23 protein-coding genes are annotated in these 21,096 nt (G+C 72.6%); 8 read left to right on the forward strand and 15 right to left on the reverse strand.

The window, feature by feature from the left end; genetic code table 11:
* The first annotated feature begins 5 nt into the window (after nt 1-5).
* Together PV419_RS45730 and lnt are read left to right on the forward strand one after the other, a co-directional pair.
* The gene (locus PV419_RS45730; protein WP_319699291.1) at nt 6-2,468 is read left to right on the forward strand and encodes a SpoIIE family protein phosphatase; all 2,463 of its coding nucleotides are present in this window, start codon (nt 6-8) and stop codon (nt 2,466-2,468) included.
* 89 nt (nt 2,469-2,557) lie between these two features.
* Nucleotides 2,558-4,108, forward strand: a complete 1,551-nt coding sequence (lnt, locus tag PV419_RS45735; protein WP_319699367.1) for an apolipoprotein N-acyltransferase — start codon at nt 2,558-2,560, stop codon at nt 4,106-4,108.
* 16 nt (nt 4,109-4,124) lie between these two features.
* Here lnt and PV419_RS45740 read toward each other — a convergent pair whose 3' ends face one another.
* Together PV419_RS45740 and PV419_RS45745 are read right to left on the reverse strand one after the other, a co-directional pair.
* The gene (locus tag PV419_RS45740; protein WP_319699293.1) at nt 4,125-4,637 is read right to left on the reverse strand and encodes a hypothetical protein; all 513 of its coding nucleotides are present in this window, start codon (nt 4,635-4,637) and stop codon (nt 4,125-4,127) included.
* 103 nt (nt 4,638-4,740) lie between these two features.
* Nucleotides 4,741-5,745: a helix-turn-helix transcriptional regulator gene (locus PV419_RS45745; protein ID WP_319699295.1), complete on the reverse strand. Its 1,005-nt coding sequence runs from the start codon at nt 5,743-5,745 to the stop codon at nt 4,741-4,743.
* A gap of 117 nt (nt 5,746-5,862) precedes the next feature.
* On the opposite strand from PV419_RS45745, the gene PV419_RS45750 reads away from it, so the two are divergent.
* Nucleotides 5,863-6,270 (forward strand): DUF3224 domain-containing protein, encoded by a 408-nt coding sequence (locus PV419_RS45750; protein WP_319699297.1) that lies wholly within the window; start codon nt 5,863-5,865, stop codon nt 6,268-6,270.
* 23 nt (nt 6,271-6,293) lie between these two features.
* On the opposite strand, the gene ung is transcribed toward PV419_RS45750, so the two are convergent.
* From ung to PV419_RS45780, 6 genes are all read right to left on the reverse strand, one after another.
* Complete coding sequence (ung, locus tag PV419_RS45755) at nt 6,294-6,974, reverse strand: uracil-DNA glycosylase (RefSeq protein ID WP_319699369.1); 681 nt, start codon at nt 6,972-6,974, stop codon at nt 6,294-6,296.
* 76 nt (nt 6,975-7,050) lie between these two features.
* Nucleotides 7,051-8,016, reverse strand: coding sequence for an aldo/keto reductase (locus PV419_RS45760; RefSeq protein ID WP_319699298.1), 966 nt, complete (start codon nt 8,014-8,016; stop codon nt 7,051-7,053).
* 98 nt (nt 8,017-8,114) lie between these two features.
* Complete coding sequence (locus PV419_RS45765; protein WP_319699300.1) at nt 8,115-8,876, reverse strand: SDR family oxidoreductase; 762 nt, start codon at nt 8,874-8,876, stop codon at nt 8,115-8,117.
* 17 nt (nt 8,877-8,893) lie between these two features.
* A complete protein-coding gene (gene fabG, locus PV419_RS45770) occupies nt 8,894-9,655 on the reverse strand; it encodes a 3-oxoacyl-ACP reductase FabG (RefSeq protein ID WP_319699302.1) in 762 nt (253 codons plus the stop codon).
* Nucleotides 9,656-9,929: 274 nt separating this feature from the next.
* Nucleotides 9,930-10,325 carry a DUF3037 domain-containing protein gene (locus tag PV419_RS45775; protein ID WP_319699303.1) on the reverse strand — a complete coding sequence of 132 codons (396 nt, stop codon included), beginning with the start codon at nt 10,323-10,325 and terminating at the stop codon, nt 9,930-9,932.
* Nucleotides 10,322-11,155: a HipA family kinase gene (locus PV419_RS45780; protein ID WP_319699304.1), complete on the reverse strand. Its 834-nt coding sequence runs from the start codon at nt 11,153-11,155 to the stop codon at nt 10,322-10,324. Before PV419_RS45780 ends, PV419_RS45775 begins: the two co-directional genes overlap by 4 nt.
* A gap of 116 nt (nt 11,156-11,271) precedes the next feature.
* Here PV419_RS45780 and PV419_RS45785 point away from each other — a divergent pair, with 116 nt between their 5' ends.
* A complete protein-coding gene (locus PV419_RS45785) occupies nt 11,272-11,733 on the forward strand; it encodes a Rieske (2Fe-2S) protein (RefSeq protein WP_319699306.1) in 462 nt (153 codons plus the stop codon).
* A 12-nt stretch (nt 11,734-11,745) separates the two neighbouring features.
* On the opposite strand, the gene PV419_RS45790 is transcribed toward PV419_RS45785, so the two are convergent.
* A complete protein-coding gene (locus tag PV419_RS45790) occupies nt 11,746-12,393 on the reverse strand; it encodes an isochorismatase family protein (RefSeq protein ID WP_319699308.1) in 648 nt (215 codons plus the stop codon).
* Between the two features lie 121 nt (nt 12,394-12,514).
* On the opposite strand from PV419_RS45790, the gene PV419_RS45795 reads away from it, so the two are divergent.
* A complete protein-coding gene (locus PV419_RS45795) occupies nt 12,515-12,976 on the forward strand; it encodes a pyridoxamine 5'-phosphate oxidase family protein (RefSeq protein ID WP_319699310.1) in 462 nt (153 codons plus the stop codon).
* A gap of 77 nt (nt 12,977-13,053) precedes the next feature.
* On the opposite strand, the gene PV419_RS45800 is transcribed toward PV419_RS45795, so the two are convergent.
* Both PV419_RS45800 and PV419_RS45805 read right to left on the reverse strand, forming a co-directional pair.
* Entirely contained in the window at nt 13,054-13,419 is a 366-nt protein-coding gene (locus PV419_RS45800; protein ID WP_319699312.1) for a hypothetical protein, read from the reverse strand.
* 407 nt (nt 13,420-13,826) lie between these two features.
* Nucleotides 13,827-14,735, reverse strand: coding sequence for a LysR family transcriptional regulator (locus tag PV419_RS45805; protein ID WP_319699314.1), 909 nt, complete (start codon nt 14,733-14,735; stop codon nt 13,827-13,829).
* Nucleotides 14,736-14,809: 74 nt separating this feature from the next.
* Between PV419_RS45805 and PV419_RS45810 the strand changes: the two genes are divergently transcribed.
* Nucleotides 14,810-15,754 carry a DMT family transporter gene (locus tag PV419_RS45810; protein WP_319699316.1) on the forward strand — a complete coding sequence of 315 codons (945 nt, stop codon included), beginning with the start codon at nt 14,810-14,812 and terminating at the stop codon, nt 15,752-15,754.
* 31 nt (nt 15,755-15,785) lie between these two features.
* Here PV419_RS45810 and PV419_RS45815 read toward each other — a convergent pair whose 3' ends face one another.
* Entirely contained in the window at nt 15,786-17,117 is a 1,332-nt protein-coding gene (locus PV419_RS45815) for an aminotransferase class I/II-fold pyridoxal phosphate-dependent enzyme (RefSeq protein ID WP_319699318.1), read from the reverse strand.
* Nucleotides 17,118-17,153: 36 nt separating this feature from the next.
* On the opposite strand from PV419_RS45815, the gene PV419_RS45820 reads away from it, so the two are divergent.
* The gene (locus PV419_RS45820) at nt 17,154-17,837 is read left to right on the forward strand and encodes a pyridoxamine 5'-phosphate oxidase family protein (protein WP_319699319.1); all 684 of its coding nucleotides are present in this window, start codon (nt 17,154-17,156) and stop codon (nt 17,835-17,837) included.
* Nucleotides 17,838-17,913: 76 nt separating this feature from the next.
* On the opposite strand, the gene PV419_RS45825 is transcribed toward PV419_RS45820, so the two are convergent.
* Both PV419_RS45825 and PV419_RS45830 read right to left on the reverse strand, forming a co-directional pair.
* A complete protein-coding gene (locus PV419_RS45825) occupies nt 17,914-18,990 on the reverse strand; it encodes an EamA family transporter (protein ID WP_319699321.1) in 1,077 nt (358 codons plus the stop codon).
* A 31-nt stretch (nt 18,991-19,021) separates the two neighbouring features.
* Entirely contained in the window at nt 19,022-19,570 is a 549-nt protein-coding gene (locus PV419_RS45830; RefSeq protein WP_319699323.1) for a Clp protease N-terminal domain-containing protein, read from the reverse strand.
* Between the two features lie 272 nt (nt 19,571-19,842).
* Between PV419_RS45830 and PV419_RS45835 the strand changes: the two genes are divergently transcribed.
* Complete coding sequence (locus PV419_RS45835) at nt 19,843-20,271, forward strand: SRPBCC family protein (RefSeq protein WP_319699324.1); 429 nt, start codon at nt 19,843-19,845, stop codon at nt 20,269-20,271.
* Between the two features lie 16 nt (nt 20,272-20,287).
* Here the strand turns inward: PV419_RS45835 and PV419_RS45840 are convergent, their stop codons facing one another.
* Complete coding sequence (locus tag PV419_RS45840; RefSeq protein WP_319699326.1) at nt 20,288-20,899, reverse strand: PadR family transcriptional regulator; 612 nt, start codon at nt 20,897-20,899, stop codon at nt 20,288-20,290.
* Nucleotides 20,900-21,096 lie beyond the last annotated feature (197 nt).

A 21,096-nucleotide genomic window follows, 5' to 3' on the forward strand; every position in this document is an offset into this window, starting at 1 on the left:
GGGCGATGACCAGCCCCGAGGGAATCGTTCCAACAGAAGCGCACGTCCCGTTCGACATGGCCGACGCGGCGACCGCGATGGTCGACGCGAAGGGCACCGTTGTCGGGTGGACCACCGCCACGGAGCGACTCCTCGGCTATCCGGCGGCCGAGGTGCTGCATCGGCCTGCCTCGATGCTGCTGGCGACTCCCGAGGATGCGGAGAAGGCGCGGGCCATCGCGGAGCAGTGCCACGACCAGGGCAGCTGGGGCGGTCTGGTGACGCTGCGGGACCGCTCGGGCCACCTGGTCGAGGCTGGCCTGCGGGTCACAGGGCTGACCGGGATCTCCGAGCTCTGCGGGAGCGGGTGCTGGCTGGTCTCCGCGATCGACCTGTCCAAGATCCCCTCGTGGGCGCTGAGCGGCTCACTGCTGGAGGCGTTTCTCGTCCGCTCGCCGATCGGCATGGCCGTCCTCAGCCCTGACCTGCGGTACGTATGGATGAACGACATGCTGGAGCGCTACGGCGGAGTGCCGCGCGACCAGCGCCTGGGCCGCCGGATGGCGGAGTCCCTGCCCGGACTGGACACGTCCGCCCTCGAACAACAGATGCGGGAGGTGCTCGAGACCGGCAAACCGGTGATCGACTACGAGTACCGGGGCTGGACCATGGCCGACCCGTACCGCGAGCACGCGTACTCGACCTCCTTCTTCCGGCTCGACAACGCCGACGGCCATCCGGTGGGCGTGTGCTACATGGGCATGGACGTGACCGACCGGTGGCGGGCCCGTGAGCGCCTGGCGCTGCTGACCGAGGCCAGCGCCAAGATCGGCAGCACCCTGGACGTGCTGCGCACCGCTCAGGAGCTGGCCGACTTCGCCGTGCCACGGCTGGCCGACTTCGTCACCGTCGACCTGCTGGAGTCGGTGCTGCACGGCGCGGAGCCGGTGCCCTCGCCGTCCTCGCCGCGGCGGACGCTGCCCGCGTTCCGGCGCGCCGGGACGGCCTCCATCCATGAAGGCACCCCCGAGTCCGTCGCCACGCCCGGGGACCTCGTCGCCGTCTCCCCGGCCTCACCCTTCGCCCGCTGCTTCTTCTCCAACGAAGCGCTTCTGGACCCGGTGATGGACGCCTCCGTCGCCGCGTGGACCGGCGACGACCCGGACCGGGCCCAGAAAGTCCGCGAATTCGGGATGCGCTCCCTGATGGTCGCGCCGATCAGCGCGCGCGGCACCATCCTGGGCGTGGCCTCGTTCGTGCGCTCGCGCCACCCGGACCCGTTCGAGGAGGACGACCTGCTGCTGGCCGAGGAGCTGGTCGCGCGGGCGGCGCTGTGCGTGGACAACGCCCGCCGCTACACCCGCGAGCACAGCGCGGCCCTGGCCCTGCAGCGGAGCCTGATGCCGCACAACCTGCCCGGCAGCCCGGTCCTCGAAGTGGCGTCGCGCTATCTGCCCACGGACATCCACAACGGCGTGGGCGGCGACTGGTTCGATGTGATCCCGCTGTCCGGGGCCCGGGTCGCCCTGGTGGTCGGCGATGTGGTCGGACACGGCATCAACGCCGCGGCCAGCATGGGCCGGCTGCGGACCGCGGTGCACACGCTCGCGGACATGGACCTGCCGCCCGAGGAGCTGCTGGCCCACCTCGACGACCTGATCATCCGGCTCAGCGAGGAGCGGGTGGGAGGCGAGGAGGACATCGCGGCCGCGCTCCTGGGCGCCACCTTCCTGTACGCGATCTACGACCCGGTCACCCGGCGGTGCACCATGGCGCGGGCCGGGCACCCGGTGCCCGCCATCGTGGCCCCGGACGGCGAGGTCACCTTCCCCAGCCTGCCCGCCGGGCCGCCGCTGGGCCTGGGGTCGCTGCCCTTCGAGTCGGCCGAACTCGAGCTGCCCGAGGGCAGCCTGATCGCCCTCTACACCGACGGCCTCATCGAGACCTGCGACCAGGACATCGATGTCGGCCTGGCCCGCCTGAGCAACGCGCTCGCCCAGCCCGGCCTGCCCCTGGAGGACCTCTGCTCCACGGTGGTCGACGCCCTGCTGACCCGCCCGCCGTCCGACGACGTCGCCCTGCTCCTGGCCCGTACGCACTCCCTGGTCCCCGGCCGGGTCGCCTCCTGGGATCTGCCCACCGACCCCGCCGTGGTCGCCAGCGCCCGCTCCCTGGCGGTCCGCCAGCTCGCCGAGTGGGGCCTCGACGAGCTGATGATGACCTCGGAGTTGATCGTCAGCGAGCTGGTCACCAACGCCATCCGCCACGGCACCGGGCCGATCCGGCTGCGCCTGATCCGGCACGACGTGCTGATCTGCGAGGTCGCCGACGCCAGCAACACCTCGCCGCGGCTGCGCCACGCCCGCACCACCGACGAGGGCGGCCGCGGCCTGTTCCTCGTCGCCCAGCTGACCCGCCGCTGGGGCACTCGCTACACCGAGGGCGGCAAGCTCATCTGGGCCGAGCAGGACCTCCCGGCCCCGGCATGAGGCGCACCCCGGCGCGCCCGCGCCCTGTTCATGATCATGTCCCTCCCGCACACTGGACGTCGAAGTCAGGGAGGGGGGACGGCGTGCGGATGTCGTTCGGCCGCGGGGGCCGGTGGACGGGCCGGTGGCGGGGCGGGCTCGACTCCCCGTGGACCCGTGGCACCGCGGCGGTACTGGCCGGGGCGCTGCCCGCGCTGGCGTTTCCCGAGCCGTCGCTGTGGTGGCTGGCGTACGCGGCGCTGGTGCCGTGGATCCTGCTGGCCCGCTCGGCCCCCACCGGCCGGCGGGCGGCCCTGGACGGCTGGCTGGGCGGGGCGGGGTTTCTGCTGGCGGTGCACCACTGGCTGATGCCGAGCCTGCATGTGTTCATCGTGGTGCTCGCGGCGCTGCTCGGGCTGGTGTGGGTGCCGTGGGGCTGGCTGGTGCGCAGGCTGCTGCACGGCCGGCCGGGGCCGCGCCGGGCGGCGGCCGCCCTGGTGCTGCTGCCCTCCGCGTGGCTGCTGGCCGAGCTCGTACGGTCCTGGCAGTACCTGGGCGGGCCGTGGGGACTGCTGGGGGCGAGCCAGTGGCAGCTACCGCCCGCGCTCCGGCTCGCGTCGGTGGGCGGGGTGTGGCTGGTCAGCTTTCTGATCGTCGTGGTGAATGTCTCGCTGGCCCTGCTGGTCGCGGTGGCCCAGACGCGCCGGGTGGCGCTGGCCGGGGTCATGGCGTGTGCCGCGGCGGCCGCCGGGGTGTGGGGCTGGGCGCCGGTGCCGGAGCGGGCCGGCACGGTGCGGATCGCGGTGGTGCAGCCGGGGGTGATCGACGTGCCCGGACCGCGTTTCGACCGCGGCGAGGCGCTGACCCGGCAGCTGGCCGGCCGCCGCCTCGACCTGGTCGTCTGGGGCGAGAGCAGCGTCGGCCAGGACCTGGCCGCGCGGCCGGACCTGAGCCGGCGGCTGACCGCGCTGTCCCGGCAGGTCGGCGCGGACCTGCTGGTCAACGTGGACGCGCGGCGCAGCGACCGGCCGGGGATCTACAAGAGCTCGGTGCTGATAGGCCCGCACGGCCCCACCGGTCAGCGGTACGACAAGATGCGGCTGGTGCCGTTCGGCGAGTACATCCCGGCCCGGTCGCTGCTGGGCTGGGCCACCTCGGTGGGCAAGGCGGCGCCCGAGGACCGCAGACAGGGCACGGAACAGGTCGTGATGCGGCTTCCGGATGCCGTGCGGATCGGGCCGCTGGTCTGCTTCGAGTCGGCGTTCCCCGACATGAGCCGCAATCTGGCGCGGGACGGGGCGCAGGTCCTGGTCGTACAGTCGGCGACCTCCACGTTCCAGCACAGCTGGGCGCCCGCGCAGCACGCCTCGCTGGCCGCGCTGCGCTCCGCGGAGACCTGGCGGCCGATGGTGCACGCGACCCTGTCCGGGGTGAGCGCGGTCTTCGGGCCGCGCGGCGAACCGGTGGGCGGGCGGCTGGGCACCGACACGAGTGCGGCCATGGTCTACGAGGTGCCGCTGGGCCGGGGCACCAGCCCGTATGTGCGGACCGGGCCGTGGACCGTGTACGGGTCGCTGACCGCGCTCACCGCCTTCTGCGCGGTGAAGGGCGCGGGCGCGCTCAGGCGGCGCCGGGCATCTGGTTCCCCCGCGCGCCCTTGACGGCCCGCTCGCACGGCTACCGGGCCGAAGGGGGCGGGTCCCCCTCCGCCGCACCGCCCAGGCGCAGCGCGAGCCGGCGGATCGCGGCGCGTACGCCGTCCCCGTACGGACCACAGGCCAGCCCCCGGGCGCTGGCCCGGGCCAGGGCGAGCTGGCCGCGGGCCGCCTCCCCTTGGCCGAGCCTCGCGTAGTCGGCCGCGAGGTTGAGGTGGAGGCTGGGGTAGAAGGCGCGCACCTGCGTGGCGGCGGGGCGGCCGTCCGCGCCGGCGATCCGGTCGGCCGCGGCGAGCGCCAGCAGGTCCCACATCAGCTCGTCGGCCGGGTCGTCCTGGGTGTCGGCGATGTAGTGGGCGAGGGCGCAGCGGTGGAAGGGGTCGCCGCCGTGGCCGCCGTCGTGGAGTTCGCGCCACAGCTCGGCCAGGCGGTTGCGCGCCTCCTCCCGGTCGCCGCCGCGGTGCAGCATGACCGCCTGCCCGATCCTGGTCGGCACCGCGTCGTCCTCGGACGCCTTGCGCCGTGCTCCCGCCATCGCGGCCTCCCGCTGGCCTCCCGCTGTTCCGGCACTCCTTGTTCCGGCACTCCTTCGAAACTAGCCGCAGCCGGCGGCGATCCGGGGCAGCGCGCTCACGCGCTCAGTCCGACGGGGCGTAGCGCTGGGCCAGTTCGGTGACAGCGCGCGCGACCGCCTCGCGCAGCTCGGGCGGGCCGAGTACGTCGGCCTCCACGCCCAGCCACAGCAGGTCGTGGGTCGCGACGGGCAGCGACTCCACGGGCAGCACCACCCGCGCCCGGCCGGCCGCGTCGGGCGGGCCCGCGTCCGCGGCCGCCGCCGCCCCGGGCGCACCGAACTTCATCGGGAGCAGCCGCAGTCCGCGCGGGGTGAGCAGCAGTTGGGCCTCGCCCTGGAAGCGCATCTCCTCCAGCCGCCGGGACGACTCCTCCCAGTGGGCGGCCAGGTCGAACCCGGTGGGCCGGGCGAAGGTCTCCCCCAGGACCTCGGCGTCCAGGATCCGCGACACACGGTAGGTGCGCACGCTTTCCGTGCTCTCCTGGCCTTCCCCGCTCCGCGCACGCGCCACCAGGTACCAGATGCCGCCCTTGAGGACCAGGCCCAGCGGGTGGAGCTCCCGCCGCACCTCGCCGCGCCAGCGGCGGTAGTCCACGCGCAGCACCCGCGGCCGCCACACCGCCTCGGCGACCGCGCCCAGGTGCGGCACCTCCTCGGCGTCGCGGAACCAGCCGGGCGCGTCCAGGTGGAAGCGCTCCTGGATGCGCCGGGACCGCTCCCCCAGCTCCGCCGGGAGCGCGGCCCGCAGCTTGAGCTGGGCGGTGGCCAGGTCGGCGCCCAGGCCCAGCTGGGTGGCCGGGCCGGGCATCCCGGCCAGGAAGAGGGAGTCGGCCTCGTCGCCGGTGAGCCCGGTCAGCCGGGTGCGGTAGCCGTCGAGCAGCCGGTAGCCGCCGGCCGGGCCGCGGTCGGCGTACACCGGGATCCCGGAGGCGCCGAGCGCCTCGATGTCGCGGTAGACCGTGCGGACCGACACCTCCAGCTCCGCGGCCAGCTCCGGCGCGGTCATCCGGCCCCGGTTCTGCAGCAGCAGGAGCAGCGAGAGAAGACGGTCGGCGCGCATGGCTCCCATTGTGCCGCCGTACCTGACAAAAGATGTCAGGTACGGCGGGCAATGTACTCCTCGGCCCGCGCGGCACGGACCGCGCGCGGCACGAGAACCACCCGAGCACCATCGGAAGGACACCGTATGACCACCCACGCCACCGGCACGTTCACCTTCGCCAACTGGGACGAGACCACCGTCGGCGAGGCCGGTGACGGCCCGAAGCTGGCCCGTGCCACGGTCACCAACAGCTTCTCCGGGACCTTGGAGGCGGAGCGCACCACCTGCGAGTACGCGATCACCTACTTCTCCGACAAGACGGGCGTCTGCACCGGTTACGAGCTGGTGACCGGCGCCCTTGGCGGGCGCACGGGCAGCTTCGTCTTCGTGCAGCACGGCACCTTCGGCGAGGACGGCAAGATCCACTGTTCCCTGGAGGTGGTGCCCGGCTCCGGCACCGGGGAGCTGGCGGGGCTCACCGGCAAGGGCGGCTTCGTGGCCATGGCCGGCCAGCCCACCACCCCGTACAGCTTCGAGTACGACCTGGGCTGATGCCGGTCATCCCGTGAGGGCGGTCACCCGGCCTGGGCGTCCAGGTTCGGGATCCGCCAGTCGATGGGCGTGTGCCCCTGGGCCTTGACCGCCTCGTCGATCTGGGTGAAGGGGCGGGAGCCGAAGAACTTCTTCGCCGACAGCGGCGAGGGGTGGGCACCCTTGACCACGGCGTGCCGCTCCTCGTCGATCAGCGGCAGCTTCTTCTGCGCGTAGTTCCCCCACAGCACGAAGACGGCCGGATCGGGGCGGGAGGCCACGGAGCGGATCACCGCGTCGGTGAACTTCTCCCACCCCTTGCTCTTGTGGGAGTTGGCCTCGCCGCCCCGGACCGTCAGCACCGCGTTGAGCAGCAGCACGCCCTGCCGGGCCCACGGCATCAGATAGCCGTTGTCCGGGATCGGGTGGCCGAGCTCCTCCTTCATTTCCTTGTAGATGTTCCGCAGCGACGGCGGGGTCTTGACGCCGGGGCGCACGGAGAAGCACAGCCCGTGCCCCTGGCCCTCGCCGTGGTACGGGTCCTGCCCGAGGATCAACACCTTCACCTGGTCGTACGGGGTGGCCTCCAGGGCGGCGAAGACCTCCTCACGCGGCGGGTAGACGGGACCCTTGGCCCGCTCCTCCTCGACGAACTCGGTGAGCTCCTTGAAGTAGGGCTTGTCCAGCTCCTCGCCGAGGACGCCGCGCCAGGACTCGGGCAGCATGTCGGTCACGTCAACAACCTCCGGTGTTCGATCTCTTGACGTGCCCCAGAACCTACCGGCGACCACCGACAACGGCTCAAGCGGCATCCAGCTTCGCCCGCAGCTCGGGGGCGAGGTCCAGATCGACGGCGCCCAGCGCCTCCTCCAGCTGGGCCACGGAGCTCACCCCGAGCACCGGGATCACCGGCTTCGCCGCCCCCATGAGCCAGGCGAGCACCACCTGGTTCGCCGTCGCGCCGGTCTCCTTCGCCACCTCGCGCAGCGCGCTCAGCCGCCGCTCGGTGCCCGGGTGGTCGTACTGCTCCAGGACATGCTTGTCGTCGCGGGTGTACGCGCCGTGGATCAGCGAACCGTACGCCAGCAGCGTCATGTCCTCCTGGGTGCCGATGTACTCGACGAGGTCGACGCCCGCGTAGCCCTGGGTTCCGAAGCCGGCCCCGGGCCGCGGCTGGAGGTAGGTGTAGCGCTGCTGGACGCAGCTGTAGCGGGCCAGGCCGCGGTCGGCGGCGTACTGCCGGGTGGCCGCCACCGCCCAGGAGGCGTGGTTGCTGCAGCCGAGGACGCCGACACTGCCCTCCGCGACGAGTTCGGCGAACGCGCCGGCGGTCTCCTCCATCGGCACCGTACGGTCCTCGATGTGCGCGTAGTACAGGTCGACGCGGTCGGTGCCCAGCCGCCTCAGGCTGCCCTCGATGCCGGAGCGCACGGTGCCGGCGCCAAGCCCCTCCCAGTTGGCGGGCCACTCGCCGCCCCGCGCCGGGTCGGGCCGGGCGCCGACCTTGGTGGCGACCACGGTGCTCTCCCGCCGGCCGCGGCCGCGCATCCAGCGGCCGAGCAGTTCCTCGCTCTCGTTCCCGGTGCCGCCCGGCGCCCAGATCGAGTAGTTGTTGGCGGTGTCGACGAAGGTCCCGCCCGCCTCGGCGAAGCGGTCGAGGACGGCGAAGGACGTCTCCTCGTCGACGGTGCTGCCGAACGGGAGAATGCCCAGGCACAGGGCGCTCACCTCGGGCCCGGTGCCGCCCGCCAGGGTCAGATAGCGCATCGTACGCACCTCTCCTCACACAGAAGTCTCAGGTGCCGGACCCGGCCGGATCCAACACCTGAGATGGTGCACGTTGGAGTGCGCGCGAACGCAAGCCCTCAGCCGACCCCGGCGTTGAGGAAGATGCCGCCGTCGACCACGAGCGTCTGGCCGGTGATCCAGGCCGCCTGGTCGGAGGTGAGGAAGGCGGCCGCGCCGCCGATGTCCTCGGGCACGCCGAGCCGCCCCAGCGGGTAGGCCGCGGCGGCCTCCTCCTCGCGCCCCTCGTACAGCGCGGCGGCGAACTTGGTTTTCACCACGGCCGGGGCGATGGCGTTGACCCGCACTCCGGGCGCGAACTCGTGGGCGAGCTGCGCGGTGAGGTTGATCATGGCGGCCTTGCTCACGCCGTACGCCGCTATGAAGGGCGAGGTGGAAAGGCCGGCGACCGAGGCGATGTTGACGACGGCCCCGCCGTTCTCCTTCTGCCACGCCTTCCAGACCTGCTGGGCGAGGCCGAGCGCCGAGACGACATTGGTCTCGAAGACCTTGCGCAGCACACCCAGGTCGAGGTCGGCGATCGGCCCGAAGACCGGGTTGGTGCCGGCGTTGTTGATGAGGAAGTCCAGCCGCCCGAACGCCTCCATCGCCCGCTCGACGGCCACCGCCTGGTGCGCCTCGTCGTGGGCCTTGCCGGCCACGCCGATCACCCGGTCGGAGCCGAGCCGCTCGACAGCCTCCTTGAGGGCGTCCTCGTTGCGCCCGGTGATGCACACCCGGTCGCCGCGCGCCACCAGCGCCTCGGCGATGCCGTATCCGATGCCGCGGCTGGCGCCCGTGACGAGCGCGGCGCGGCCGCTGTCCGAAGTTTCCGCAGTCATGTGGTCGGTGTCTCCCGTCAGTTGAGCGGGCCGCCGGCCACGTACAGGACCTGGCCGGAGACGAACCCGGCCGCGTCACCGGTGAAGAAGGCGATGGCGTTCGCGATGTCGTCCGGCTCTCCGACCCGGCGCACCGGGATCTGGCTCGCGGCGGCCTCCTGGAAATCCTCGAACCCCATGCCGACGCGCTCGGCCGTGGCGGCGGTCATATCGGTGGCGATGAAGCCGGGCGCCACGGCGTTGGCGGTGACGCCGAACTTGCCGAGCTCGATGGCCAGGGTCTTGGTGAAGCCCTGCAGGCCGGCCTTGGCGGCGGAGTAGTTGAGCTGCCCGCGGTTGCCGAGGGCCGAGCTGCTGGAGAGGTTGACGATCCGGCCGTACTCCGCGTCCACCATGTACTTCTGGCAGGCGCGCGACATCAGGAACGCGCCCCGCAGATGGACGCCGATGACGGTGTCCCAGTCGCTGTCGCTCATCTTGAAGAGCAGGTTGTCGCGGAGCACGCCCGCGTTGTTGACGAGGATCACCGGCGCGCCGAGCTCTTCGGCGACCCGCCCGACCGCGGTCTCCACCTGGGCCGCGTCGGACACGTCGCAGCCCACGGCGATGGCGGTGCCGCCCGCCTCGGTGATCTTCTTGACGGTGTCCGCACAGGACGCCTCGTCGAGGTCGAGCACGGCGACGGCGCGGCCCTCCTGCGCCAGGCGCACGGCGGTGGCCGCGCCGATGCCGCGGGCGGCGCCCGTCACGATGGCGACGCGCTGCTCGGTGGTGGACATGCGGGTTCTCCTCGCCTCGGTGGGGCCCACCGCCCGGACGACGAAGGCGGTGAGCGACCGCTTAGTCGCTTCAGCGTACGAGACGCTAGAAGGCCCACTACGCCATGTCAACGACCGGGCTGCCGCATGCCCTCCGCTCGCCAAGCGAGCGAGCCAAGGGCGCGCCGGTGTCGAAAAGGAGGAGGCACAAGGAGCGGGGCACGAGCGACCGAAGCCGACGACTGTCGGCACCGGGTCTGAGCGCCCGGAGGCGAGCCGAGCGCAAAAGAGGGGTTCAGCGCACCAGCAGCTCCAGCAGACGCTCGGTTTCCGCTTCGGCGTCACGGGTCAGGCCGGTGTGCACCGGGCCCGGCTGGACGACTGTGGAGCGGGGGGCGACCAGCCAGCGGAAGCGGCGCCCCGCGTCGTCGCCGGCGGCCTGCCCGGCCCGCTCCCCGCCGTGACACACGTTCTCCACGGCCGCGAGCGCCGCCCGTACGCCCGCCACGTCCGCGTCGGGATCCAGCGCGAGCAGCCGGGCCTCGTCCAGGTGGGTGCGGGCCGCCACGAAGGACTGGGCCCGGCAGTACACCACGACACCCGCGTTGATCTGCTCGCCGCGCTCGACCCTCGGGACCACGCGCAGCAGCGCGTACTCGAAGACCTCGCGGCCGTCTGCCCGCCCGCTCACTCCGACGCCTTTCCCTCGACCCAGATCCGCAGCCACTTCGGAGCCCGGGACGGCTTGTCCCCATGCGGCGGCCGCTGGTCGCCGAGAGTGATCCGGTCACTGATCGTAGCGGCGCGCTCCAGCAGCAGTTCGACATAGCGGCGGCGCACCGCGTCCGGACCGTCGAAGCCGGGCTCGTCGATCAGCCACTCGTCGGGGACGTCGGCCGCGATCTCGGTCAGCAGTTCCTCGGTGATCCGCGGCGCCAGGGCCTCGGCGGCCGCCGCGAGGTCGGGGTCGAAGGGTGCCAGGACGTGGTCGGAGGCGTCGTACGGCTTGGCGGCCACCGCGTCGGCGCCGCGCCAGCTGTGGTGCCAGATCATCGTGGCGCCGTGGTCGATGAGCCACAGCCGGCCGTGCCAGACCAGCATGTTCGGGTTGCGCCAGGACCTGTCGACGTTGCCGATGAGCGCGTCGAACCACACCACGTGCCCGGCCTCGGCGGGGCCCACCGCGAAGGCCAGCGGGTCGAAGCCCAGCGAGCCGGGGAGGTAGTCCATCCCGAGGTTGAGCCCGCCGCTGGCCTTGAGCAGGTCCTGGACCTCCTCGTCCGGCTCGGCCAGGCCGATCACCGGGTCCAGCTGGATCCGCACCAGGTCCGGGACGCGCAGCCCGAGGCGGCGGCCCAGCTGTCCGCAGATGACCTCGGCGACCAGGGTCTTGCGGCCCTGCCCGGCGCCGGTGAACTTCATGACGTAGGTGCCGAGGTCGTCGGCCTCGACGATGCCGGGCAGCGATCCGCCTTCACGCAGTGGTGTGACATACCGGGTGGCGGTGACTTCAGGGAGCATCCGCCCAGCCTATTGAGCGGGGCAACCGCTTTTCGTGGCGGCTGAACGCTCGCGTCGCCGCGCACGTATGGTCTTGGGAAACGTACAAAAACGCACCCTCACCGGGAGGCACCACCATGGCGGAACCGGCAACCACCGGGCGATCCACCACCACCCGCCGCGCCTTTGTCACCGCGTGCGGAGCGGCCGGGCTCGCCGCCGCACTCGCGGCGTGCGGCAGCGACGGCGACTCGAGCTCGTCGGAGCCGTCGAAGAGCGGCGGAGCCGGCGACTCGACCGGCGGGGGCGGCGGCGCGGAGCTGGCGAAGACCGCCGACATCCCCGAGGGCGGCGGGAAGGTGTTCAAGGACCAGAAGATCGTGGTGACCCAGCCCAAGGCGGGCGAGTTCAAGGCGTTCTCGTCGGTGTGCCCGCACGCGAACAATCCGGTCGGGGACGTCTCGGGCGGCACGATCAACTGTCCGTTCCACGGGAGCAAGTTCGACATCACCGACGGCAGCGTGAAGGCCGGTCCGTCGACCAAGCCGCTGCCCAGCGCCAAGATCAAGGTGCAGGGCGACACGATCTCGATCGCCTGACGGCCGTCGGTCTCACCGCGGTCGGGACCGGCGCCAGCAGGCGATGATCTCCGCGGCCGTGGTGACCGTGGCGACGAGGGCGAGGGTGTTGCGGATCACCGCCGGGGTGTAGTCAACGGGCACCCCGGCGATGGCGTCGGCGGGGACCACGGCCGTGTAGCCGAGGTTGACCGCGTCGAAGACCGCGTTGGGTATCGCCACATTGGCCGACACGCCGGTGATGACGAGGGTGCGGCAGCCCAGATTGCGCAGCAGCGCGTCCACGTCCGTCCCGGCGATCGGCGAGAGGCCGTGCAGCCGCCGCACGATCAGGTCCTCGGGCGCGACCGGGATCGGCTCGGCGATCCGTACCGCCTGGCTGCCGGTCAGCTGCTGGACCGGCAGCCGCTCGGCGGCCCGGAACAGCCGCGCGTTCCGGCTCGCGCCACGCCCGTCGGCGCGCCGCTCGGCCACCGCGTGCAGGACCGGTACGGGCGTGTCGTGCGCCGCCGAGACCAGGCGCGCGACCGTGTCGAGCACGCCCGAGTCACGGGCGGCGGCCGCCAGTTCGGGCAGGGCGCCGTGCGGGCCGACCACGCCGCGCTGGCACTCCACGGTGAGCAGCGCGCAGATCGCGGGGGTCAGCAGCTCGGACAGGGTTTCGCGGGCGTACGAGGGCATGGTGGGCCTCCTGCGGGCGGTGGGCCGGTCCGGCCGCGCGAGGCTAGTCGCCATTGCGAATGGAAGGAAGAGGATCCATCCTGTGCCGCACACACACAGTCACCGGGAGGTGCCGGGACCGATGGCCATTACCCAGCGGCGGGGCCGCCGCGTCATGATGACCGAGGCAGAGCTGGACTCCTACCTCGCCGAGCAGCGCACCTGCCGGATGGCGACGGTCTCGGCGGAGGGGCGGCCGCACATCAGCCCGCTGTGGTTCGGCTGGGACGGCGGTTCGCTGTGGCTGTACTCCCTCACCCGCAGCCGCCGCTGGGCGCAGCTGCTGCGGGACCCGCGGGTCGCCGTGGTGGTCGACGACGGGCATGAGTACGGCGAGCTGCGCGGCGTCGAGCTGGCCGGCCGGGTGGCGATCGTCGGCGAGGCGCCGCGCACCGGCGAGCCGTGCCCCGAGCTCGACACGCCCGAGCGGCTGTTCGCGGCCAAGTACTTCGGGCTGTCCGCCATGCCGCACGACGGCCGCCACGCGTGGCTGCGCCTGACGCCTGACACGATCAGCTCCTGGGACTTCCGCAAGCTCCCCTAGGACCATGGCGACACGACGCGGGACAGCCGGATTTGCCGACTGCCCCGCGTCACCGGTCTCGAGAGCAGGAGCACGACTTACGGCCCCAGCGTGTCCCCGGGCATCGGTGTCGCGCGCAGAACCCAGGTGCCGCAGGAGGTGATCACCGACCCCATGCGGCTGCAGGTGATGCCGTGCACGGTCCCCGACGTGGTGATGACGTCGATGAAAATGTCACTGCCGTCGCCGCCGGGGCCGACGTCAATGGATACACCGCAGGCGCCCACGGGTACCGCTCCCCCCTCATCGGAGAGGTCGTCCCAGTCGATCGCCCCGCCGGGAGAGGTCTCGTCCCCGACGTAGGGAATTCCGAAACTGACGGCTGCGTAGAAGGCCCCGCCGCCGGCGGCTTCCTGACGAACGGTGTCGATTTCGAAGCACCCGTTTTCAACGCCCGGGGGCATCGGGGGCCTCACGTCACCGGGCTTACCGGGCCGACCGGGCCGGCCGGGGCCGGGGATGGAGTCGGGGTCAGGGACAGGTTCAGGGTCACCCAAGGAGGAGGCCCGGTCAGCGGACACGACGGCCGAAGCCGACTGCGCTGTGGCTCCGGGGCCTCGTGCCTCGGCGGGTAGGACGCCCAGTACGCCTACCAGCGAGACGGCGGCCAGTGAGGTGATGCCGCCGAACGCCAAACACCGCGCTCGCGACGATGCGGCCCTGCTTTGAGGACGCATTCAGTACTCCCTTTGGACTTGAGCCGGGCAATCTCCCGGAAACGTCTTCTTATCTTGAGGATGTTTCCACTCAAATCCGGGCATTTATGGGACGAATCATTCGATCAGACCAATGCGCACCATGGCGCCGCGACTCAACCGCCGAACCGCTCCCCCACCTCCCGCAGGACGTCGACCGCAGCCCGGATCGAGGGCCTGCGGTCGGCGTCCGCGCGCCAGATCGCGTAGACATGGCGCCGCATGGTGTGCTGGCGCACCGGCACCACCCGCACCCCCTCGGGCACTACGCCACGGCCCAGCCGGGGCACCACGGCGACACCGAGCCCGGCGGCGATCAGCGCGAGCTGGGTGTGGTGCTCCCGCGCGGTGTGGCAGATCCGCGGTTCGAGACCCTTGCCGCGCAGGGTGATCATCAGCCAGTCGAAGCAGAATCCACCCTGGGGCCAGGAGATCCACTCGTCGTCCGCGAACTCCTCAGGGTCCACCGCGGCCCGGTCGGCCAGGCGGTGGTCGGCGGGCATCGCCACATCCACCGGGTCGTCCAGCAGCGCCGCCTTGACCAGCCCGTCGGGCATCGGCAGCGGCTTGTTGTACCAGTCCAGGACGACCGCGAGGTCGATATCGCCGCGGACCACCGCGGGCACCGACTCATCGGGCTCCATCTCCTGCAGCCGGGGGCGCAGCTGGGGGTGGTCGACGCGCAGCTTGGCCAGCGCGGCGGGGAAGATGCCGCGCACGGCGGTGGGGAAGGCGCCCATGAGCAGCTCGCCGACCGCCTGGCCGCGCTGCGCCTCGAGGTCGGCCTGGGCGAGCTCGACCTGGGAGAGGATGCGGGCCGCGTGGTCGGCGAGCAGCCGCCCGGCGTCGGTGAGCCGCACGCCGCGGCCGTTCTTGGCGAGCAGCTGCTGCCCGGTCTCGCGCTCCAGTTTGGCCAGCTGCTGGGAGACGGCCGAGGTCGTGACGTGCAGCCCTTCGGCGGCGCCACTCACGGAGCCGTGGCGGGACACGGCGTACAGCGTACGGAGGCGTTCCAGGTTCAACATGTAAGAGATGCTACGCGATGGTGCGTACGAAATCTCGCTTGTCCTAAGAGGTTGACAGGCGGCAAGGTAGCGTCATGAGCACAGCGACCGCCTCACGCCCCGCCGCCACGGCCGCCCCCGCCCGCCGCCCGCTCCTGGACTGGCGGATCCGGTTCGGCGCCCTCGCCCTGATCTGGGGCTTCAGCTTTCTGTTCATCAAGGTCGGCACCGAGGCGTTCGCGCCGCTGTACGTCACGCTGGGGCGCATGCTGTTCGGCACCACCGTCCTGGTCGCGGTCCTGGTGGCGAAGCGGGAGCGGCTGCCGCGGGGCGCCCGGATCTGGGGCCATCTGGCCGTGACGGCCTTCTTCCTCAACGCCCTGCCGTTCTCGCTGTTCGCGTACGCCGAGCTGACCATCCCCTCCACCCTGGCCGGCATCTGCAACGCGACCTCACCCCTGTGGGGCATGGTGCTCGCCGTCGCGGCGGCCTCCGACGACCGGCCGACCCGGCAGCGCGTCGCGGGCCTGGGCATCGGCTTCGCCGGCGTGTTGGTCGTGCTCGGCGTCTGGCAGGGCTTCTCCGGCCAGGACCCGGCGGGCACCGCGATGGCGCTGGCCGCCTCGCTCAGCTACGCGATCGGCTGGCAGTACGTCCGGCGCACACTGAGCGGCTCCGGCCACTCCCACCTGGCGATGTCCGGTGCCCAGCTGCTGATGGGCACGGCTCAGCTGGCGGTCGTGGCCCCGCTGTTCGCCCCGGCCCCCGGCTCCTTCCCGGTGCTGCCGCTGCTGTCGGTGGTCGCGCTGGGCGCGCTCGGCACCGGCTTCGCCTTCCTGGTGCAGTACGGCCTGGTCGAGGAGGTCGGCCCGACCACCGCCATGATGGTGACGTACTTCGTGCCGGTCATCGCGACCGCGGCGGGCGTGGCGATCCTCGGCGAGCACCTCACCTGGAACACTCCGGTCGGCGCGCTCATCGTGCTCGCGGGCGCGGCGCTCACCCAGACGCGGCCCCGCGCCAAGGCCCCTCGGGCCTGAGCGGCCTTCCCCCTGGCGCCGCCCGGTCGCCTCAGCCATAGCGCCCCGCCGGGGCCGGTCCCGTCGCCGACGCGAGCGCGTCCGCGAGGGGACCGATGTCGTCCGCGCCCAGCAGCGACACGGTCAGCCGTACCCCCTGCGGCGAGGCGATCCTGAACCGGGCCCCGGGCGCGACCGCCCAGCCGGACTGCAGCAGCCGGGCGACGGCGCCGGTCTCGTCGGGGACCGGCACCCACACATTCATCCCGCTGCGGCCGTGGGCGGCGATCCCGCGCTCACGCAGGGCCCGCACCAGCGCGTCGCGCCGCCGACCGTACGAGGCGGCGACCGCCGCGATGTCCACCGCGCCGGTACGCAACAGCTGCGCCAGCGCGTCCTGCAGCAGATGGCTGACCCAGCCGGGGCCCAGCCGCTGCCGGCCGCGCACCCGGTCCACGGTGACCACGTCGCCGGTCAGCACGGCGACCCGCAGATCGGGGCCGTACGCCTTGGCGGCGGAGCGGACCAGCGCCCAGTGCTCCGTCCCGCCCGCCAGCGGGTGAAGCGGCAGATCCACGATGCCGTGCCCGTGGTCGTCCTCGATCAGCAGCGTTCGCGGGTGACGGTCCAGGGCCGCGCGCAGCTCGCGGGCGCGCACAGCGCTCACCGCCGCCCCGGTCGGGTTCTGCGCCCGGCAGGTGACGATCAGCGCCCGTGCCCCCTTGCGCAACGCGTCCTCGACCCGCTCCGGCAGCGGCCCGTCGTCGTCGACCGCGACGGGGACGGTGCGCAACCCCAGCGCCGGGACCAGGTCGAGCACGCTGCCCCAGCCCGGGTCCTCGACCGCGACCGCGTCGCCGGGCTTCAGATGGGCGGCGAGCACACGCTCGATCGCGTCCAGAGAGCCGGAGGTGACGGCGACCGGGCCGCCCGGCACCCCGTCCGCGTCGAGGGCGGCGCGGGCCGCCCGGGCGAGCTCCGGGGAGACCGCGGGCGCGCCGTACAGCGCCGGGCGTTCGGCGTTGCGCGCGGCGGCCGCGGCGAGCGCCTCGCCGAGCGGCGGCAGCAGGACGGGGTCCGGGTTGCCGTCCCCGAGGTCGCGCACGCCCTCGGGGGCCTCGACGCGGACCAGCTCGCGGGAGGTGGTGGCGGGGCGCGGGCGCACCCGGCTCCCCTTGCGGCCCGCGGTCTCGATCACACCCCGGTCCCGCAGCGAGCGGTAGGCGGCGGCGACGGTATTGGGATTGACGCCCAGCCGGGCCGCCAACTCCCGCATGGGCGGCAGCAGTTGACCGGGGGCCAGGTCACCGGCGCCCACCGCACGCTCGACGCTCGCGGCAATCCCGGCTGCGCCGCGCCCTTCGATCCGATACTCTCCTAGCACAAAACAAATTTTGCACTAGTTCAAAGGAGTCGTCAAATGACCGCCGCGAGCACCACCCCGGACGCCTACCAGCCGACCGACCGGACGGTGCCCACCCGGTCCCGCGAGCGCGCCTCGTACGACCGGGAGCTGGTGCACTCGATACTTGACGAGGGTTACGTCTGCCATCTCGGCTTCGTACCCGACGGCACCCGCACCCCCGTTGTTCTGCCGACGCTGTACGCGCGGGTGGGCGAGCGGCTGTATGTGCACGGCTCGACCGGCTCCCGCCCGCTGAGGATGGCGGGCGGCGCGGACGACCCGGGGATGCCGGTGTGCCTGACCGTCACCCATGTCGACGGGCTGGTCCTGGCCCGCTCCGCGTTCCACCACTCCATCAACTACCGCTCGGTGGTGGTGCACGGCGCCGCCCGCCAGGTGACCGACGAGGCCGAGCGCGCCACGGCCCTCGACGCCCTGGTCGACCACGTCGTGCCCGGCCGGGCCGCCGACTCCCGGCCGGCCAACGCCAAGGAGCTGGCCGCCACCGCCGTACTCCGCCTGGACCTCACCGAGCTGTCCGCGAAGGTCCGCACCGGCGGCCCGAACGACGACCCCGAGGACCTGGCGCTCCCCTACTGGAGCGGGGTGCTGCCGGTGGCGCGGACCTACGGCACGCCGGTGCCCGCCGACGACCTGACGGCCCGCACGCCGGTGCCCGCCTACCTCACCCGCCTCTGAGGAAGCCGGCCACGCCGACCGGTCCGGCCTGCTTCAGGCGAAGCCGATCCGCCCGCGCCGGACGACACCCAGCCGGTCAGCGGGCGGTCGGCGAGCCGGCCGCCCGGTCGGTGCCGTCGGCCGCCCGGTCGGTGCCGTCGGCCGCTTCGGCCGCTTCGGCCGCGGAGAGCTGTCGCGCCCCGGCCGCCGACCCGGCCGCCGCTCCCGCCACCGGCTCCGCCAGGGCCGCCTTCGGCGCCGAGGTCTGTGCGATGAACGCCCCGGCCAGCACCACCGCGCCGCCGACGATCTGCGGCAGCGACAGGTGCTCGTCCAGCAGCACCCAGGCCAGCACGGTCGCCACCACCGCCTCCAGACAGGCGACCACCCCGGCCACCTGAGGCGACAGCCGGCGCACCGAGAGGACCCCGGTGAGGTAGGCGACCACCGTCGCGACCAGGACGATCCACCCGAGCAGCAGCACGGCGGGCACCCGCGCGCCGGCCAGGTCGGCCCGGCCGGCCAGCACCGTCCAGTCCAGATCCCAGGGGTGCGCCACGACGGTCAGCGCCACGGTGCCGACGAGCAGCCCGTGTGCGATGACGCCCAGCGGGTCCGCGGCGTCCTCGCCGTCGCTGCCGTGGTCGGACAGGACGAAGTAGCCGACCTGGCAGCAGGCGGCGGCCAGGGCGAGCAACAGCCCCACTGCGTCGAAGCTCAGCCCCGACCACACCTCGACCACGCAGGCCAGTCCGCCGACCGCGAGAACGACCCCCACCGCCGCGGCACCGCTCACCGGCCGCCGCTGGACGAACCGCACCCAGCCGAGGACCAGGGCGGGGGCCAGATATTCGACGAGGAGCGCGACACCGACCGGGATACGCGACAGCGCGCCGAAGTAGAACGCCTGCACCCCGGCGACGGCCAGCAGGCCGAACCCCGCCAGCAGGGCGGGGCGGCGGGCGGGCAGAGCGCGGTGGTTCCAGGCGACCGGGAGCATGACCAAGGCGGCGCCGGTCACCCGTAGCCAGGTCACATGGAGCGGTTCGAGACCCGCCTCGATCAGCGGTTTGGCGGCCACTCCCGACCCGCCGAACGCGAGTGCCGAGGTGAGCGCAAGCCCCAGCCCCGTGTTTCTCGTCCGCCCCGGACCCTGCCCCTGAGTGCCATGCATCGGATCATCATGTCAGCTCGCGACAGGACCGTCATGCCGTTGACTGCTGGCGCAACTCACCGTCCAGGGCCGCGACCAGCAGTTCCGCGTCGACGCCCGCCTGCCGCAGCACCTCCACGGCCCGGCACTCCGGGTCGCCGGCGAGGGCGGCGAGGAGGTCGGGTCCGTCGGCATGGGATACACCGCGGGCCCGGGCTCGCACGGCCGCGGCACCCATGGCCGCCACGGCGGCGGGCGACCAGCCGGACATGGCGCCGCCCTGGGCAGCCTGGATGCTCTGGACGTCCCGGAGGCTCACCTGGTGCCGCGCGCCGGAGTCCTCCACCGAGCCGCTCCACTGGACCCCGTAGCCGATGGAGCGCTGCGCCAGATAGCCGAGCAGTCGCGCGACCTGGGGCGGGCCACCCACGAACGCGGCCCGCGCCCGGGGATCCGACTCCAGCAGGGTGTGCAGCAGATGGGCCGTGTCGATCTGCCGGTCGCCGTCGCGGAAGGCCCGTCTGCGCGCCCCCGCGACCACGGCGTCCAGCTCCTCACCAAGGCGGCCCTCGTCACCAGCGCTGGAGGTACTTTTTCGCACGCTCTCACCCCATCAGTCCCCGGAGTCCGGAGCATCCCCGCCGGGGAGCATGTGGGTCTCCCACGATAGTTGGGCATTGATGGCCGAATCTCCTCCTCACGGAGGAGCCCGAGAGCTGACGGTTCATCAGTATTGAATGTTCGAGACGCCGGGACTACGTTGCGCGACACCGCTGAGGCTCCCGAGCCACAGCGCCCGACCCGAGCGATCCACTAGGTCGAAGCGATCCGAGCGAGCCAAGCGTCGCGGAATTCCGCGGAAGGGGTGGTCTCATGGCCGAGGTCAGCGCCCAGGCGCGTATCGAGGCACCGGCCGAAAAGGTGTGGGCCCAGCTGACGGACTTCACCTCGTGGGGCCAGTGGAACGTCACCCACACCGGCTTCCCGGAGGGCGGCCCCGCCACGCTCGAGGTGGGCGCGACGTATCAGGAGAACATGAAACTGATGGGCTTTCCGGCGGAGGTGATCTGGACCATCGAGGCCAGCGAGCCCGTCCGGGTGCTCGCCACCCGGGGCAAGGGCCCCATGGGGGTGAACCTGGTCATGCGCTACTCACTGGCGCCGGAAGGCGAGGCCACGACGGTCCGCGTCGACGGCGAGTTCACCGGACCCGCGGTCTCACTGATGGCCGGGAAGCTCAAGGACTCGGCGACGGCCGCCCTCAACGAGTCGCTGCGCAAGCTCGACGGCCTGGTCACCTGAGGCGCTTTCTCCTCCCTCAGTCCTCCCCGTCCTGTTCGGCCGACTCGTCCTGCTCGGCGAGGATCAGATACAGCCGCTTGCGGGAGTCGTTGATGACCGCGACGGCCTTCTGCCGCTGCTCGGCGGTGCCGGTCTTCCAGACCTGCGCGAACGCCTCCATCAGCCCGAAGCCCGCCTGCCGGATCTCCTGCATCGACTCCCAGTCGACGCCGCGCCCGAACTCCTCCCACGGGGCCCGCGATCCGGCCTCGGCCTCGGCGCGACCCTCGTCGGTGAGGGCGAACAACTTCTTCCCGCCCTCGCTCTCGCTGCTGATCAGCCCCTCGTCCTCGAGCAGCTGCAGCGTGGGATAGACGGAGCCGGGGCTCGGCCGCCAGGCGCCGGAGCTGCGCTCGGCGATCTCCTGGATCATCTCGTAGCCGTGCATCGGGCGATCCCGCAGCAGCGCCAGGATCGAGGCGCGCACATCGCCGCGGCGCGCGCGGCCACGCGGTCCGCCCCGGCCGCGGCCACCGAACGGGGGGCCGCCGAAGGGCGGGCCGAACGGGCCGAAGGCCGCGCGCCGCCCCTCGAAGTCGCCACGGCCGCGATGGCCGGGCCCGCAGTGTTCATGTCCATGGTGACGCATATGACGTTCCTTCCATCGTTGATCTGTCGCGATGTCTCAACGATATATCGGAACCGATCGCAGAGCAACACCCCGGGGCCTCGGTGAACAGCTGACGCGTGACAGCGATCTTGGGTCGGTTGTCACTGCAGCTGGGGCGATCGAAGTCTGTGTCGGCGAAGACGGGCCACTTCGCTGTTTGTGACACTGAAGATGGG

The sequence above is a fragment of the Streptomyces sp. ME19-01-6 genome (assembly GCF_033793745.1).
Taxonomy (GTDB): Bacteria; Actinomycetota; Actinomycetes; order Streptomycetales; family Streptomycetaceae; genus Streptomyces.

Coding starts and splice junctions, on each gene's coding strand:
- PV419_RS45785 (WP_319699306.1), top strand. CDS start 11,272: ATGGCGGAACCGGCAACCACCGGGCGATCCACCACCACCCGCCGCGCC.
- ung (WP_319699369.1), bottom strand. CDS start 6,974: ATGCTGCCCGAGTCCTGGCGCGGCGTCCTCGGCGAGGAGCTGGACAAG.
- PV419_RS45810 (WP_319699316.1), top strand. CDS start 14,810: ATGAGCACAGCGACCGCCTCACGCCCCGCCGCCACGGCCGCCCCCGCC.
- PV419_RS45805 (WP_319699314.1), bottom strand. CDS start 14,735: ATGTTGAACCTGGAACGCCTCCGTACGCTGTACGCCGTGTCCCGCCAC.
- PV419_RS45730 (WP_319699291.1), top strand. CDS start 6: ATGACCAGCCCCGAGGGAATCGTTCCAACAGAAGCGCACGTCCCGTTC.
- fabG (WP_319699302.1), bottom strand. CDS start 9,655: ATGTCCACCACCGAGCAGCGCGTCGCCATCGTGACGGGCGCCGCCCGC.
- PV419_RS45835 (WP_319699324.1), top strand. CDS start 19,843: ATGGCCGAGGTCAGCGCCCAGGCGCGTATCGAGGCACCGGCCGAAAAG.
- PV419_RS45790 (WP_319699308.1), bottom strand. CDS start 12,393: ATGCCCTCGTACGCCCGCGAAACCCTGTCCGAGCTGCTGACCCCCGCG.
- PV419_RS45795 (WP_319699310.1), top strand. CDS start 12,515: ATGGCCATTACCCAGCGGCGGGGCCGCCGCGTCATGATGACCGAGGCA.
- lnt (WP_319699367.1), top strand. CDS start 2,558: ATGTCGTTCGGCCGCGGGGGCCGGTGGACGGGCCGGTGGCGGGGCGGG.
- PV419_RS45740 (WP_319699293.1), bottom strand. CDS start 4,637: ATGGCGGGAGCACGGCGCAAGGCGTCCGAGGACGACGCGGTGCCGACC.
- PV419_RS45800 (WP_319699312.1), bottom strand. CDS start 13,419: ATGCCCCCGGGCGTTGAAAACGGGTGCTTCGAAATCGACACCGTTCGT.
- PV419_RS45820 (WP_319699319.1), top strand. CDS start 17,154: ATGACCGCCGCGAGCACCACCCCGGACGCCTACCAGCCGACCGACCGG.
- PV419_RS45825 (WP_319699321.1), bottom strand. CDS start 18,990: ATGCATGGCACTCAGGGGCAGGGTCCGGGGCGGACGAGAAACACGGGG.
- PV419_RS45780 (WP_319699304.1), bottom strand. CDS start 11,155: ATGCTCCCTGAAGTCACCGCCACCCGGTATGTCACACCACTGCGTGAA.
- PV419_RS45750 (WP_319699297.1), top strand. CDS start 5,863: ATGACCACCCACGCCACCGGCACGTTCACCTTCGCCAACTGGGACGAG.
- PV419_RS45840 (WP_319699326.1), bottom strand. CDS start 20,899: ATGCGTCACCATGGACATGAACACTGCGGGCCCGGCCATCGCGGCCGT.
- PV419_RS45765 (WP_319699300.1), bottom strand. CDS start 8,876: ATGACTGCGGAAACTTCGGACAGCGGCCGCGCCGCGCTCGTCACGGGC.
- PV419_RS45760 (WP_319699298.1), bottom strand. CDS start 8,016: ATGCGCTATCTGACCCTGGCGGGCGGCACCGGGCCCGAGGTGAGCGCC.
- PV419_RS45745 (WP_319699295.1), bottom strand. CDS start 5,745: ATGGGAGCCATGCGCGCCGACCGTCTTCTCTCGCTGCTCCTGCTGCTG.